This is a genomic window from Lysobacter sp. A378, assembly GCF_054052125.1.
In genome coordinates this window covers 788104-802022 of the sequence record NZ_JBSVRK010000002.1, presented here as the reverse complement: position 1 = coordinate 802022, position 13919 = coordinate 788104, and the positions used below count along the sequence as shown (strand labels likewise).

The window sequence follows — 13919 nt, the reverse complement described above, 5'->3', positions numbered from 1 at the left end:
TCATAATGGACTGGATAATAGACCGTAAATTGCGTTCCTGAGACCGCATTTCGCTTGCAGTATGTCCCCACCGACTTTAGGGCAAAGGGACGAGTCATGGGAATGCTGATTGACGGCCGCTGGACGAACGCTGATTCAAACATCGTTGAAGGTCGCTTTATAAGACCAGATAGCGCGCACTCCTTGCCGCTTGATGACGTCGCCGGACGGCTGCGTTCACAGCCCGGCCGCTATCACCTGATCGCCTCACTGAGTTGTCCCTGGTCCCATCGCACCTTGATCGTGCGCGCACTCATGGGGTTGGAGAGCTGTGTGCCGGTGCAGATCGCGGGTGGGGCCCGGAGCGAGGGCTATGCGATTGATGGCGGTGAGCCTTGGTTGGTTCCGGGATGCGGTCGGCGCATTCGGCACGTGCATGAGCTTTACAGCTTGTCAGATCCGGTCTACTCCGGCCGAGCGACGGTTCCCGTGCTCTGGGACAGTCACGCTGGGCGGATCGTCAGTAACGAGTCGGCGCAGATCATGCGTGCGTTCGACGCGGCGGACGCGGACATGAAGGGTGCGTTCACGCTCACCCCGCCGGTTCTGCGCGACCGGATCGACGCCCTCAACACCGACCTGCAGACTGAGCTCTCCAACGCCGTCTACCGTGCCGGCTTCGCGCAGCGCCAGGACGCCTACGACGAAGCGGTGGAGAGTGTGTTCGTGATGCTCGACCGGCTCGAGCACCGTCTGGGGAAGGGTCGCTACCTGTTTGGCCAGACGAACACCGAGACCGACTGGAGGCTGTTCCCGACGCTGGTGCGGTTCGACGCGGTTTACCACGGCCACTTCAAGTGTGCGCGCCGGCGCCTGGTCGACCTTCCGCATCTTTGGGCCTATGCGCGTGACTTGCACGCGTGGCGAGGCGTGTCCGCCACGGTCGACTTGGCCGCGATCCGCGCGGGCTACTACGTCCACGATCGCAGCATCAACCCGTTCGGCATCGTCGCGACGCAGCCCGATGCCAACTGGTCTGCAGCGCATGGTCGCGAGCGGTTCGGCCCGGCCCGGGTAGCGCTGGTTTCGGGGCGTGAGGTCGAGATCGAGCCCACCACGCTGCAGCTTTGCTCGCGGCGGGACTGAACCGATGGACGCACTGATGATCGGTGCCGCCGGCCTCATCGCCGTGGCGGCCATCACGCCAGGGCCGAACAACCTCATCGTCATGCGTGCCGCCTCCCAGTCCGGGTTCATGGCGGCGTTGCCGGCAATCACCGGCGTCGTGGCCGGTGGACTGGTCATGCTATTGCTGGTGATGGCCGGTGCCGGCGTGATGTTCGCGGCCGAACCGCGACTGCAGCGCGTCATTACTGTCGGCGGCGCGGCGTATCTGTGCTGGCTGGGGGCCAGCCTGGTCATGGGCAGCTTCGCCAGACACGGAGCCAACGGCGTGGCCCCGGTCCGCGCGCTGCCCATCGGCGCCGCGGCGCTGTTCGGCTTTCAATTCCTCAATCCAAAGAGCTGGGTCATGGTGCTGACGGTGACCGCGGCGGTTCGCAGCGGCGCGGAGGCATCGCAGGTGCTCTTGCCGTTGGCAGCATTGTTCACGGTCATCCCCGCGCTTTGTCTGGCGCTCTGGTGCGCCCTCGGCGTCCTGATGACGACCTATTTCGATCGACGGCGTGTCCGCAGTTGGCTGGACCGAGTGATGGGCTTGCTCCTGTTCGTGTCGGCACTGCTGCTCGTACTCGTCCCGGTCGATGCACCGCTTCCGTAGTGGCGGTGCCAACGCTTGCAGCTTCAAACACCACAAGGGCTCACAACGATGACAAATATCTTCGTTCCCCCCGGCCACCCGGATCTTGTCCGCTTGGTGAAGTGCGCGATTCTCTCAACGAAGACAAGTGTTTCCGTTCCTGTCGACTTTCCAGGCGAGTCTGTCCGCGACTCCTCCGATGCCGGGCAGCCCGGCAAACGCATACTCGCCATCGCCGGCAGCCTCCGTCGTGGCTCCTGGAATCTGCGCCTGCTCGAAGCTGCCGCCGAAAGCGCACCCGCCGGAATGACCGTCAGTGTTTACTACGATCTGGCGTCCATTCCGCTGTTCAACGAGGATCTCGAGCAGGAGACCGATGGCGGACCGGAGGTCGTTCAACGAATTCGCCGTGACGTCGCCGCCGCCGATGGCTTGTTGATCGCGACGCCCGAATACAATCAATCCATCCCCGGCGTACTGAAGAACACGCTCGATTGGCTGTCGCGGGCCGCACCCGACGAAGTACTGGCCGGCAAGCCGGTGGCGATCATCGGCGCATCGGGCGGACGCTGGGGCACGCGTCTTTCCCAACAGGCTTTGCGCCAGACCTTGTACGCCACCGAATCACTGGTCATGCCGGCGCCAGCGCTGTTCGTCCGGGACGTGACTGGAGTGTTCGACGCCACTGGTCGGTTGACGGATATCCCGACGCGCCGGGCGCTTGAAGAGGTGCTGGCATCGTTCGCGAACTGGATCGACCGGGTTGCCCCGCCGTAGTCGACAGGATATCCAGGTACGCCGCCTTTGCAGGATGCCGCCACTGTTGAAACGGGAGAAGTCATGAATCAGTCGATGAGATATCAACTGCGACACACCGGTGCGATCGCCTTCGAGACGCTGGCTACGATGCTGCATTCGCCGGTGCCGATCGATCTCGCGTCGCTGCAGCGCAAAGTCCTGCACAACGGTCGCGGCGGATATTGCTACGAGCTAGCTTAACCTGCTGTTTCTGGCCCTGTTGCAGGAACTCGGCTTCGATGCCCGTGGCCTGACCGGACGGGTAGTGATGGGTGGTCCGAAGGACGCGCTGACACCGTGAACGCACATGCTCGTGCTGGTCACTCTCCAAGGTCGCCGCTACATTGCCGACATCGGCTTCGGCGGCATGGTGCCGACCGCGCCGCTGCTGCTCGACTCGAACTTGGCCCAGATCACGCCGCACGAGCCGTATCTGGTGGAGCATCGCCGCCTGGAACAGCGCGATGATCATTACCTGCTGCGTGCGCAGGTAGCAGGCGTCTGGCAGGCGCTGTACGCCTTTGACCTGGTACCGCCGGCCGATCGACTACGAAGTCGGCAACTGGTACGTGGCGACGCATCCGGACTCGCCTTTCGTTGGCCAGTTGGTGGCCGCCCGTACTAGAGAAGGCTGGCGCAAGACCTTGCGCAACGGTGATTTCGCCCTGCACCGGATCGGCGTCGGCACGGTGCGGCGGCGTCTGGCCGAACCCGACGCCGTCATCGCGGTGTTGCGCGACGAGTTCGGCATCGAGGTGCCGGAGCATCCGCGATTGCGCACCACGATCGAGCACCTGCTTGCCGGCGAAGACGCGGGCAATTCAATGGCCTGAACGTGGCCCCGTCACGATTTGGCATTGCGCGGATAATGGACTGAATAATAGACCATAAATTGCATTCTTGAGACCACATTCCAGTTGCAACATGTACCCCCTCGACTTCAAGAGGTAGGAACTGGTTATGGGAATGCCGATTGAAGGGTGCTGGGCAAGCGCCGATTCAACCAGCGTCAAAGGTCGCGTTTCAAGGCCAGTTAGCGTGGACTCCGCGACCGCGGGCCCCATCCCCCGACCTGTCTTGCGGAAATATTTTGCCGGGGCACGCCATGCGCTATTCCACAGATGAGCAGACGCGACGCAGCCGCTGGCGACGATGGACGATTGATCGGCTCGATTCCCTGCGGCGCCGGATCACGCGCGCGGCGCAGGTGCTGCCGTCGGCTTCGCCGCACTGGCGCGACGCGGCGTGGGGCGTCATCGGCGTCGGGATTGTGGTTCTCGTGGTCTTCGTCGTGCCGCTGTCGCTGGGGACGTCGGCCACCGATTGGCGTGCTCTGCTGTACATCGCGAGCCTGGTCGCGGTACCAGTGCTCGTCGCGCTCGCACTGCTGTTGTCGGCACGCCTCCTGCTCGCGTTGCCGGCGTTGTACCGGCGCAGCTTCGTCGTGGTTGTCATTGCGGCGGTACCGCTGTTCGACTTCTATGCCACCCGGCGCGGCGCCATCATGGGAGCGATCGTGGTCGTGCTGGCGGCCTCCCTGTTTGCCAGTGGTCTTGGTGCCATCGTCAGGCAGCGAACTGTCCGCACTGCGAGACGGGGCAAGGTCGTTGCCTTCGCCGCGGCGATTGCGGGCCTGGCGTTCTTCGCCTTCGCGGCATGGTGGCTGCTCACGCCCGGCAAACCGGCCCAAGGGCGCACCATCACCGCATGGGCGGCCGGCGCCGAGTCGTTGGATGCGCCCGATCCATCGCTTCATGGCCCGCACCGCGTCGTGACCTGGACCTATGGGAGCGGCACGGACCGGTATCGCCCGGAGTTCGCGGCTGACGTCGACGTCAAGACCCGGTCCGTGGACGGTTCCAAGCTGGTGTCCTGGAGTGGTACACCTGCCCGCATCCGCGCGGCCTACTGGGGGTTCGATACCGATGCGCTGCCGCTGCAGGGCAGGGTATGGCAGCCAGACGGAAACGGCCCCTTCCCGCTCGTGCTCGCGGTTCACGGCAACCATCTGATGGAGGACTTCTCGGATGCCGGCTATGCCTATCTTGGCGAGCAGATGGCCAGCCGCGGCTTCATCTTCGTGTCGGTGGACCAGAACTTCCTCAATACCGGTATTGCCGACTTGCCCACTGGTACTGCCGACGAAAACGACGCGCGTGGCTGGCTCCTGCTCGAGCACCTGCGGCTCTGGCACGAGTGGAACGCCGATCCGGATCGTCTCTTCTTCAGGAAGGTGGACACCACGCGGATCGGCCTGGTCGGCCACTCGCGCGGCGGCGAGGCGGTCGCAATCGCTGCCGCGTTCAATCATCTGCCGTTGTACCCCGACGACGCGACCCTGAGCTTCGACTACGGCTATGACATCAGGGCCGTCGCGGCTATCGCCCCCGTCGACGGCCAGTACCGCCCCGCGCGGGTCGGGACGCCGCTGCGCGACGTGCACTATTTCACGATGCAGGGCGGCCATGACGCCGACCAGACCTCGTTCGAGGGGATCAAGCAGTTCGATCGCGTCGCATTCTCGGACGATTTTGACGGGTTCAAGTCGGCGCTCCATGTCGCCGGGGCAAACCACGGCCAGTTCAACACCGATTGGGGTCGGCTAGATATCACCGCGCCCTTTGGCTGGCTGCTCAACGTCAGACCGCTGATCCCGGCACAGGAGCAGCGCCGCGTCACCCAGGTTTACCTGGGTGCATTCATGGAGGCCACGCTGCGCGGGGATGCGCGGTACGTTCCATTGTTCCAAGAGCCGCGTCTGGGTGCGGACTGGCTGCCCGAAAACGCCTACGCCGCAGAGTTCGTCGCTACTGGCGAAGTCGTCGTGGCGTCGTTCGCCGAAGACCTTGATCTGAGCACTGCGACCCTGCCTTGTGCCGTGATTTCGCAGACGGGACTGAGTGACTGGCGCGAGCAGCGTATCGGGATGCGTCATGGTCAGCGCGACACGAGCGCGGTCTATCTCGGTTGGAGCACAACCGGCCCGTCGGCCCACTATGCAATCACCTTGCCTGATGCCGCGATCGACGGAGAAATGGAAGCACTGGCGTTCTCGATGGCCGACACCGGGCAGGGCGCCGCGACTCCAGACGATGATGACGCCGTGGACGACCCTTCCGGGGTCGACCTCACTGTGCGCCTGACCGACGCGGCCGGTAATACGGCGGAGCTAACGCTGGGCAGCCAGGCGATGCTGATTCCCGCCGAGCATCCGGACCTGTTCAAGTCGGCACTGGTGCGTGCCCGGGTGGATCCCGAACCCGCGTTCCAGACCTACGTCTTCCCGCTCGACGATTTCGTTGCCGTCAATCCCGACTTCGACCGCGACGGCGTCCTTGAGATCGCATTCGTGTTTGATCGCACCCGCGAAGGCACCGTGGCGCTGAGCAGGGTGGCGTTCGTACCTGAGTGAAATCACGCCCTATCGTCGATATGCAGGAGTCCAGCGTCCGAGCAACTGGCTATTCCTGCGGCATCGCTGGCGACAGGAACCACGGATGGGCGGTCACGAATCCAGCCGCCCCCGCGTCCTCGCCCTATGTGACCGAGAATCTCACCATGGACCCGACCACCGCGCTGTTCGAACATCATCGGTCCCGGCTGTTCGGCCTGGCCTATCGCATGCTCGGCACGCCGGCCGATGCGGAGGATGTGTTGCACGATGCATGGCTAAGGCTCCACGTGCAGGACGTGGCTACGCTCGACGACCCGGAGGCCTGGCTGGTCACCGTGACCACGCGCCTGGCGCTGGACCGCCTGCGCCAGGCACGGCACGAACGCGAGCACTACACCGGCCCGTGGCTGCCCGAGCCGCTGGTGCCGGATGCCGAGCACCCGGATGCCGCGCTCGAGCGCAGCGAATCGCTGACGCTGTCGTTCCTGCTGCTGCTCGAGCGCCTGGGCCCGGAGGAGCGTGCGGCGTTCCTGCTCCATGAGGTATTCGATTACAGCCACGCCGAGGCGGCGGCGATCCTGGACATCGCGGAAGACGCCTGCCGCCAGCGCGTGCACCGCGCCAAGGCTCGCCTGCGCGAGGGGCGGCCGCGCTTCAGCGTGGATGAGGCCGCACAGCGCCGTCTGCTGCAGCGCTTTGTCGACGCGATGGCGGAACCCACGCTCGATTCGCTGCGCGCGCTGTTCGCCGAGGACGCCATCCACATCAGCGATGGCGGTGGCGTCGTGCGCGCCACGCTGCGACCGCTGCACGGCGCCGATCGCGTCGCCCGGCTTTACCTGCAGGTGGCGCGCAACCTCGGCGGCCCGGACACGCGCTACGTGCCGGCCACCCTCAATGGCGCGCCGGCGCTGCTGCTGCGGGACGGTGAGGCGCTGCTGGCGGCGATCTGGATCGAGTGCGACGGCGGCCGCATCACCGCGATCCACGCACTGCGGCATCCGCGCAAGCTGGCCCGCTGCTGGCTGTCACGAAACCGGCGGCGGCTGCGTCCTTGCTTTGACGTGGCCGAATCGCGACCACCCGATCGAGGAGCATTGCCGTGACCCGTTTTTCCGTGCAGAAGCACTACGCCGCCCTGCAGCCGCTGATCGCCCTCAATGATGCTATCCACACCGCTGGCTGGCTGGAGCCCGCCCTGATCGAACTGGTGCTGATGCGCGTGTCGCAGATCAACCGCTGCGCCTACTGCCTCGACATGCACAGCAAGGATGCCCGCGCCGCCGGCGAGACCGAGCAACGCTTGTACCTGCTGCCGGCATGGCGTGAGACAAAGCTGTACAGCGAGCGCGAGTGCATCGCCCTGGCCTGGGCCGAGGAGCTGACCGAGCTCGCCTCACCCGAAGCGGTGTCCGACGCGCTGTACGAACGGGCGCGCCAGCACTTCAAGGAGCCCGAGCTGGTCGACCTGACGCTGCTGGTGGTCGCGATCAACGGCTTCAACCGCATCAACGTCGCCGCACGCAGCATCGGGGGCCACTACAAGCCGGAGGCGCGGCACGCACGAACGTCTTAACCGTTCATTCGCAAGTTAGAGCGCACTAATACATTTACGACATTTTGGAGCAATCGATGACTCCTTACGCTGTTGCTGTGATACGCGAAACCCGGTTTGGTGACGAGATCAGCGTTAGACCCTTAATCATTGCCTGAGGAGTTGTGGATGACAAATAACGAGAATACCAAGATTGCCCGTGACGTCCGCTGGCTCAAAGTTTATGCCGTTTGCACAACCCTCGCACTTACAGTTATGGCGCTCACTGCGGCCAAGTCTCCGCGCGATCAAGCTGAACTAACTGTCGAGCGAATCAACATCGTTGACCCTTCGGGAGTATCACGCCTAGTGATCTCCAACGCCGAGCGTTTCCCCCTGCCGAAGCTCAACGGAAAAGAGTACCCCCGCGCTGTGCATCCAGCCGGCATCGTCTTCTATGATGCCGGGGGTAGCGAGATGGGCGGCCTGGCAATTACCGACGCCAGCATCGGTAAAGTTTCAGCACTTGCGTTTGACTACCCAAACTATGATGCAATGGGAATGGTCACCCGCGTAAGCCCGGACGGAAAGAGCGCTCTGACTGGATTGCATATCAACTCGCGCCCTCCTGCCGATCTAGACGTTATTGGAGCCAGCAAGGTCGTACAGCGGCGCATTGCGATCCACAACGAGAATGAAGACGCTGAAATCTTACTGGCTGACCCACAGGGCCGAGATCGCATTCGCTTGAGAGTGGATCATTCCGGGCAGGCTCGAATCGAGGTGCTTGGTGCAAACGGCAAGGTAACATTCAGTGCTCCAGACGGGGCCTAACAATTCATTCAAGCCGAACTGCTTCGCCAGTCGGCTTAATTCCGGCGTTAGGTGTCTGCAATGTTGCTGCTGAAGCTTTTAATAGTCCCTCTCTTTCTCGCCGGCATCTCCGTCGCGGCTCGCCGCTGGGGGCCCCAAGTGGCTGGACTGCTTGCCGGCTTCCCTGTGGTTACAGGCCCAATCCTCTATTTTCTATCCCAAGAGCAAGGGGCACTTTTTGCGGCCAAGGCGGCACAAGGCTCATTGCTTGCCGTGATTGCCTGCGTCGTTTTCGGCATCGCCTATTCTCATGGCAGCCGCAAGCTCGGGTGGCCCCTCACAGTCGTTCTGGGCCTTTCAAGCTGGGTTGTTGTCGCGTTTGTCCTCTCGCACCTGCCAGCGAGTCTTCCCTTGGCAGCCGGCTTCGCATTGCTAGCCTTGGTGACAGGCCCGTTCTTACTGCCGGCCATACTTGATACGGCGCAACCCGCGCAGCCCCTTCCCACGACGGAACTCGTCGCCCGCATGGTCGCTGGTGCGGTCCTGGTCGTCGCCGTCACGGCGGTCGCAGGGGCTGTCGGCACTCGCTGGTCAGGCCTCATGGCCATGTTTCCGGTACTGGGAACGGTGCTTGGGCTGTTCTCGCATAGACGTAGCGGGCCGCTGTTCGTCGCCCGGCTTTTCCGCGGTATGTTTCGTGGTTTCTATTCGTTCGCCACATTCTGTATCTCGCTTTCACTGCTCCTACAACTCCTGCCTGTCGCGGGCGCATTTTTGGCATCGGTAGTGATGGCGATGCTCGTGCAGGCCGGTGTTCACTGGGTCACGACGCCCAACAATTCGTTCAAGCCGAAACCGAAGCCGCTTGGCGGCGCGACTTGATTCAGGCGGTGGGCAAGCACCGGGCAACTTCCGCACAGCGGTACTTTGAAGGCGTCTGCGGTGCCCCGAAAGGATCCTGCCCCATGACATTCATTCGTCGTCATCGAGAAACCCACTGGCCGGAAATCCGGCCCCTATCGCACGTCACCGTCGCGGCGGGCGAGGCCACGGCTGCAAAACGGTTCGAGGCCAGCGGCTGGCAACCGTCATGCAACGAGGCGACGCTCCACGACGCCGACACCATCCATCAGATCAGCTCGAACAGATGGATGTACCTGGGGGTCAGGGTAGCGGGCAACCTGCCCGAATCACCCATTTCCATGTTCCACGGATGGCGCTCGCATGGATAACGATCCCATCGACGTCACTGCGTACTTGCGACGCATCAACTACACAGACGCGACCATACCGACCGTGGACACGCTTCGTGCGCTGCAGCTGCACCATGTCGCGGCCATCGCGTTCGAGACCTTGTCCCCGATGCTGCATGACCCGGTGCCACTCGACCTGCCGGCGTTGCAGCGCAAGGTGTTGCACGGGGGCCGGGGTGGCTACTGCTACGAACTCAACCTGCTGTTCATGCAGTTGCTGCGCGCGCTCGGATTCGACGCGAAAGGACTCACAGGACGCGTTGTCATGGGCGGGCCGGAGGATGCGGAAACACCGCGCACGCACATGCTGCTGCTGGTGACGATTGCCGGCACGCGCTACATCGCCGATGTCGGATTCGGCGGCATGACGCCTTCGGGCCCGCTGCTGCTGGACAGCGAAGACGTCCAGGCCACGCCGCACGATCCCTACAGGGTGACGCGGGTCGACGGACGTTACACGCTGCGCGCGCAGGTGCGTGGCGAGTGGCGTGCGCTCTACGTCTTCGACCTGCTCCCGCCGATGGACGTCGATTACGAGGTCGGCAACTGGTATGTGGCCACGCACCCCGATTCGCCTTTCAGAGGGCAACTTGTCGCGGCTCGTGTTGAATCGCAGGCGCGGCACACCTTGCACAACGGCGATTACGCGATCCACCGCCTCGGTGCCGCCAGCGAGCGACGGCATCTCGACAGTCCGGATGAGGTGATCGAGCTGCTGGGCACGGTGTTCAAGCTGCGTGTTCCGGAAGCTCCGCGCCTGCGCGCCACTCTGGAGCACTTGATCGCACAGACGTGAAACCCGCATGCGATTCAAGGTGGTGCGTCGCCTGCACGCTCGGCGATCGGCCTGACCTGTTGCACCAGGGTGACCAGCGTCTTGCCCGGCTCTTCATTCATGACTTCATGAGCGGACTGTTCGAACCAGACCAGTTGCTTCTGCGGTGCCTGCAGCGTCTCGAACCACTCGGCAGCCAGCGCGGATGACACGTTGTGGTCATGGCGACCCAGGAACAGGAACAGAGGCGTCTCGATCTTGCGCACCGTCGTCATGTTCAGCGTCAGGACGTCGGCCAACAGGTGCTCCATCGAGAACGCGTTGCCTTTCCAGATGCCGGCCACGTCGAGGTCCGAGTACTCGGGTGACAGTTTCACCGCAGCCGCTTCGGCATCGCCACCTCTCCGGTTGTGGACCATGCCACCGTAATGATTCAGCCATTTGCGCTGTTTGAAGAGGCTGTCGAGTGCAACAGGCGCGCTGCCCTGCGCATAAGGCGCGAGCGCTTCGAGTTCGGCCACTGCCTGCGCGTTACCGTCCCGCTGCGCCTGCTGCAGGGCCCACGACCAGCCGCGACGCTCACTCTCGGGCGCATTCGTGATCTGCCCGATGCCGATGTACGCGTGCAGCCACTCGGGCCTGCGCTGCGCCAGTTCAAGCCCAAGATAGCTGCCCCAGGATTGACCGAGCACGAAGATCTTGTCTTTCTGGAACTCCTTGCGCAGCCAGGCGACCATCTCTTCGGCGTCAGCGACCATGCGCTCGCGCGTCATGGTCGGTGCGACCGTGGCCGGATCGTTGGCGACATAGGTCTTTCCAGCGCCGCGCTGGTCCCATTGCACGACAGTGAAGTACTCCTCCCAGCCTCGCTGGAAGTACCAACTGGTCGGCATCGCGACCCATCCCGGACCACCGTGCAGCATCAGCAGCACCGGATTGCGACGATCGCTGCCGCGAATCGATATCCACTGGTCGATGCCGCCGATACGGATCTTCTCGAGTCGCTCGACGCCGTTGTCGGTCACGACCCGGCGCATGTCCGCAACGATGCGCACAGCGTCCGCGCGATTGTTTGGCGCAGCCGTTTCGGCGGCGGGTGCCGGCATGCACAGGCCTGCGATGGCGATGGATAGCAGTCCAGAAATCAGCATTCTCATCGTCAGCATCATTGAGTGGGAACCATGCGGTGATTTCGGATTTTGTCACGTCCTGCCACTGGCGGCTTCATCCTCCTGTTCGCGGCGCCGGCTAAAGTTGCGGTCCGCAATCGCGAGACTGGCGATCGCGTTTTCGTCACCTTTGTCGACGTGGCGGCGCTTAACATCCAACCCAGCCAGCGCAGGCAAATCAGGCCCGGCCGCGTCGCAGCAGCATCGACGCTTCCGCGCCGAGCACGCGTCGCATGCAGCGCACCATATGGCTCTGGTGGGAAAATCCCGCTTCCAGTGCGACCTGACTGGCGGGAATACCCCGCGCCAGCAGCAAGCTCCGGGCGCGCTCCACTCGGCGCTGGACAACATACGCATGGACCGGCAGGCCCATCGAGCGCTTGAACAGCGTCTTGAGGTGCGAAGTGCTGATACCGGCTACCCCTGCAATGCGTGCCAGGGACAGATCCTGGTCGAGGCCAGACTCGATGTAATCGGTGACTCGTCGCAACTGCGGTTTTGACAAGCCTCGTAAGGGCGGTTGTGGGGCGCGGTGGCGGCTGACCAGGTATGTCGCCAATGCTGTGGTGAGGCTATCGACATACAACCTCCCGCCAGGGTTCCCCGCCTCGCGGTCGGCATCCAATGCCCAGGCAATGTGCTCGATCTGTGAGTCGCGCAACTTGTGCCGCGGAATGAGGCCCACCCGCGATCCGTCCAGGCCCAGTTCGTCGGCGACACCCACCAGCAGCGACGGTGGGAGTTGCAACATCACCGATGTGCTGCCGGTGTCCTCCTCCCAAAGATCCGAACTGCCTGCAGGAAGCAGGTCGATGTCACCGTGGTCGTAGCGAAATCGGCTGCTGCCGCAACTGCCGGTGACGGGCGCACCGGTATGGACCTTAACCCTGTGGTATGGGACGGCCGCCAGGACTACTTGGCCTGGCTGGGTGACGTGGCGTCCGATCCGCATCGCACTTGCGTGGATCGGGCTTGAGACGGAGAGGTCTGTGGTTGCCATCGGACGGGGCCGCGCTCGGAATCTGCACTGATTGTCGGTGTTCAATTGGCCCATGGGGACGAAGACAGCATCCCATTGTCCGAACGTGCTCCAGCCGCGGCCGATTTGGAGCGACCCCGATTGCCGACCACCGCAGGATGGCTCCTCCAATCCAACGTGTAGGAGGAATCATGAAAAGTGCAACGGTGATCGGACTCGGGCAGATGGGCAGCACGTTGGCCCGGCTGTTGCTGGACAGCGGCTATCGGGTGAGCGTGTGGAACCGGACCGCGGCGAAAGCGGAACCACTGATAGCCCGGGGTGCGGTGCTCGCACCCACCGCGCTGGCGGCGGTGTCGGCCAGCACGGTCGTGGTGGTTTGCGTGCATGACTATGCGGCGACGCACGAGATACTCGGAACGAGCGAGATTGCTGCCGCCTTGGCAGGAAAGCTACTGTTGCAATTGACTACCGGCAGCACCGGCGAGGCGCGCGAAAGTGACGCCTGGGCACGTGGGCATGGGAGCGCCTATCTAGATGGTGCCATCCAGGCTGCGCCAAGTCAGATGGGACGACCCGATACGCCGATTTTGGTGTCCGGCGCGGAAGCAACCTACCGCGAACATGAGGCGCTGTTGCGGGTGTTCGGTGGTGAAATCAGCTACTTGGGCGACGACCCGGGCGCGGCTTCCGCGATGGACATGGCGACGCTGTCGTACATCTATGGTGCCTCGATCGGATTCTTCCATGGCGCGCGCATCGCCGAGGCCGAAGGCTTCCCGGTGGGCAAGTATGGTGCGCTGGTCGCAGGCATCGGCCCGACCTTCGCCGACTTTCTCAAGTATGAGTCCGAGGTGGTCCAATCCGGGGACTTCAGCGTCGGAGAGAGCCCGCTGAGCATTTCGGTCGAAGCCACCGAACGGATCGCACACGCCGCGCGCGCGCGCGGCATCAACGACGAGTTCCCATCCTTCGCCTCCGGTCTATTCAAGCGCGCCGACGAGGCTGGACTTGGAGGCGAGGAGGTAGCGGCGATCATCAAGGTGCTGCGCGCTAGATAGACGCCGCCCAGTGGTCCCGGGGACTTGGTGGTCCAGCAGATGGACCAGCGAGTCCCGCTTGCGGCGTGTGGCAACGAGGCGCGGCCGCCCCGGGATGATCAGACCGACAGCGTATGAGGAACTCCCGTTCCAGCGCGCATTCGCGGCCGATCGTTCAGGGTTGCGAGTGGGCATTGGCCACATGACCCGATATCAGTTCACCGATATCCTCCGCCCCGCCTTCCAGCAGTACTTGGTAGACAAGCGCGGAGCACGTCAGCCTGCATCCAGTCCACGCTGCATAACGTCTCCAGACCGATAATCACCCCTGCCGGCGTGGTGACCCCACCCGTGGCGAGGAAGTCCGGCCAGCAGGTGTCGGCGTTCATGGGTGCACCGAACTTCGATCGCCACTTGTAAAACGTG

Annotated in this window: 14 protein-coding genes and 2 pseudogenes; 13 read left to right on the top strand and 3 right to left on the bottom strand. The window is 63.6% G+C overall.

From position 1 onward, the window contains the following. Positions 1–96 precede the first annotated feature (96 nt). From ACW7G1_RS09540 to ACW7G1_RS09485, 12 genes and pseudogenes are all read left to right on the top strand, one after another. Entirely contained in the window at positions 97–1125 is a 1029-nt protein-coding gene (locus ACW7G1_RS09540; protein WP_456979496.1) for a glutathione S-transferase family protein, read from the top strand. A gap of 16 nt (positions 1126–1141) precedes the next feature. Next, the gene (locus ACW7G1_RS09535) at positions 1142–1759 is read left to right on the top strand and encodes a LysE family translocator (RefSeq protein ID WP_456979495.1); all 618 of its coding nucleotides are present in this window, start codon (positions 1142–1144) and stop codon (positions 1757–1759) included. 48 nt (positions 1760–1807) lie between these two features. Next, positions 1808–2515: an NADPH-dependent FMN reductase gene (locus tag ACW7G1_RS09530; protein WP_456979494.1), complete on the top strand. Its 708-nt coding sequence runs from the start codon at positions 1808–1810 to the stop codon at positions 2513–2515. Positions 2516–2590: 75 nt separating this feature from the next. Next, positions 2591–2737: an arylamine N-acetyltransferase gene (locus ACW7G1_RS09525; RefSeq protein WP_456979493.1), complete on the top strand. Its 147-nt coding sequence runs from the start codon at positions 2591–2593 to the stop codon at positions 2735–2737. 19 nt (positions 2738–2756) lie between these two features. After that, positions 2757–3369: pseudogene (locus ACW7G1_RS09520) on the top strand (arylamine N-acetyltransferase family protein). A 272-nt stretch (positions 3370–3641) separates the two neighbouring features. Further along, the gene (locus tag ACW7G1_RS09515) at positions 3642–5948 is read left to right on the top strand and encodes a hypothetical protein (RefSeq protein ID WP_456979492.1); all 2307 of its coding nucleotides are present in this window, start codon (positions 3642–3644) and stop codon (positions 5946–5948) included. Between the two features lie 146 nt (positions 5949–6094). Further along, entirely contained in the window at positions 6095–7036 is a 942-nt protein-coding gene (gene sigJ / locus ACW7G1_RS09510) for an RNA polymerase sigma factor SigJ (RefSeq protein ID WP_456979491.1), read from the top strand. Next, on the top strand, positions 7033–7506 hold the full coding sequence (locus ACW7G1_RS09505) for a carboxymuconolactone decarboxylase family protein (protein ID WP_456979490.1): 474 nt from the start codon (positions 7033–7035) through the stop codon (positions 7504–7506). Before sigJ ends, ACW7G1_RS09505 begins: the two co-directional genes overlap by 4 nt. 147 nt (positions 7507–7653) lie before the next feature. Beyond that, the gene (locus ACW7G1_RS09500) at positions 7654–8298 is read left to right on the top strand and encodes a hypothetical protein (protein ID WP_456979489.1); all 645 of its coding nucleotides are present in this window, start codon (positions 7654–7656) and stop codon (positions 8296–8298) included. 60 nt (positions 8299–8358) lie between these two features. Continuing rightward, a complete protein-coding gene (locus tag ACW7G1_RS09495) occupies positions 8359–9159 on the top strand; it encodes a hypothetical protein (protein WP_456979488.1) in 801 nt (266 codons plus the stop codon). An 83-nt stretch (positions 9160–9242) separates the two neighbouring features. After that, positions 9243–9509 (top strand): hypothetical protein, encoded by a 267-nt coding sequence (locus ACW7G1_RS09490; RefSeq protein WP_456979487.1) that lies wholly within the window; start codon positions 9243–9245, stop codon positions 9507–9509. Further along, positions 9502–10326 (top strand): arylamine N-acetyltransferase family protein, encoded by an 825-nt coding sequence (locus ACW7G1_RS09485; RefSeq protein ID WP_456979486.1) that lies wholly within the window; start codon positions 9502–9504, stop codon positions 10324–10326. Before ACW7G1_RS09490 ends, ACW7G1_RS09485 begins: the two co-directional genes overlap by 8 nt. Positions 10327–10340: 14 nt before the next feature. On the opposite strand, the gene ACW7G1_RS09480 is transcribed toward ACW7G1_RS09485, so the two are convergent. Both ACW7G1_RS09480 and ACW7G1_RS09475 read right to left on the bottom strand, forming a co-directional pair. Continuing rightward, positions 10341–11462, bottom strand: coding sequence for an alpha/beta fold hydrolase (locus ACW7G1_RS09480; protein ID WP_456979485.1), 1122 nt, complete (start codon positions 11460–11462; stop codon positions 10341–10343). A 190-nt stretch (positions 11463–11652) separates the two neighbouring features. Then, a complete protein-coding gene (locus ACW7G1_RS09475; RefSeq protein ID WP_456979484.1) occupies positions 11653–12519 on the bottom strand; it encodes a helix-turn-helix domain-containing protein in 867 nt (288 codons plus the stop codon). Positions 12520–12644: 125 nt separating this feature from the next. Between ACW7G1_RS09475 and ACW7G1_RS09470 the strand changes: the two genes are divergently transcribed. Then, on the top strand, positions 12645–13514 hold the full coding sequence (locus ACW7G1_RS09470) for an NAD(P)-dependent oxidoreductase (protein ID WP_456979483.1): 870 nt from the start codon (positions 12645–12647) through the stop codon (positions 13512–13514). Between the two features lie 157 nt (positions 13515–13671). Here ACW7G1_RS09470 and ACW7G1_RS09465 read toward each other — a convergent pair. Beyond that, positions 13672–13846: pseudogene (locus tag ACW7G1_RS09465) on the bottom strand (DUF2268 domain-containing putative Zn-dependent protease); the annotation flags it as partial. Positions 13847–13919: the final 73 nt, after the last annotated feature.

Coding starts and splice junctions, on each gene's coding strand:
- ACW7G1_RS09540 (WP_456979496.1), top strand. CDS start 97: ATGGGAATGCTGATTGACGGCCGCTGGACGAACGCTGATTCAAACATC.
- ACW7G1_RS09535 (WP_456979495.1), top strand. CDS start 1,142: ATGATCGGTGCCGCCGGCCTCATCGCCGTGGCGGCCATCACGCCAGGG.
- ACW7G1_RS09530 (WP_456979494.1), top strand. CDS start 1,808: ATGACAAATATCTTCGTTCCCCCCGGCCACCCGGATCTTGTCCGCTTG.
- ACW7G1_RS09525 (WP_456979493.1), top strand. CDS start 2,591: ATGAGATATCAACTGCGACACACCGGTGCGATCGCCTTCGAGACGCTG.
- ACW7G1_RS09515 (WP_456979492.1), top strand. CDS start 3,642: ATGCGCTATTCCACAGATGAGCAGACGCGACGCAGCCGCTGGCGACGA.
- sigJ (WP_456979491.1), top strand. CDS start 6,095: ATGGACCCGACCACCGCGCTGTTCGAACATCATCGGTCCCGGCTGTTC.
- ACW7G1_RS09500 (WP_456979489.1), top strand. CDS start 7,654: ATGACAAATAACGAGAATACCAAGATTGCCCGTGACGTCCGCTGGCTC.
- ACW7G1_RS09495 (WP_456979488.1), top strand. CDS start 8,359: ATGTTGCTGCTGAAGCTTTTAATAGTCCCTCTCTTTCTCGCCGGCATC.
- ACW7G1_RS09490 (WP_456979487.1), top strand. CDS start 9,243: ATGACATTCATTCGTCGTCATCGAGAAACCCACTGGCCGGAAATCCGG.
- ACW7G1_RS09485 (WP_456979486.1), top strand. CDS start 9,502: ATGGATAACGATCCCATCGACGTCACTGCGTACTTGCGACGCATCAAC.
- ACW7G1_RS09480 (WP_456979485.1), bottom strand. CDS start 11,462: ATGAGAATGCTGATTTCTGGACTGCTATCCATCGCCATCGCAGGCCTG.
- ACW7G1_RS09470 (WP_456979483.1), top strand. CDS start 12,645: ATGAAAAGTGCAACGGTGATCGGACTCGGGCAGATGGGCAGCACGTTG.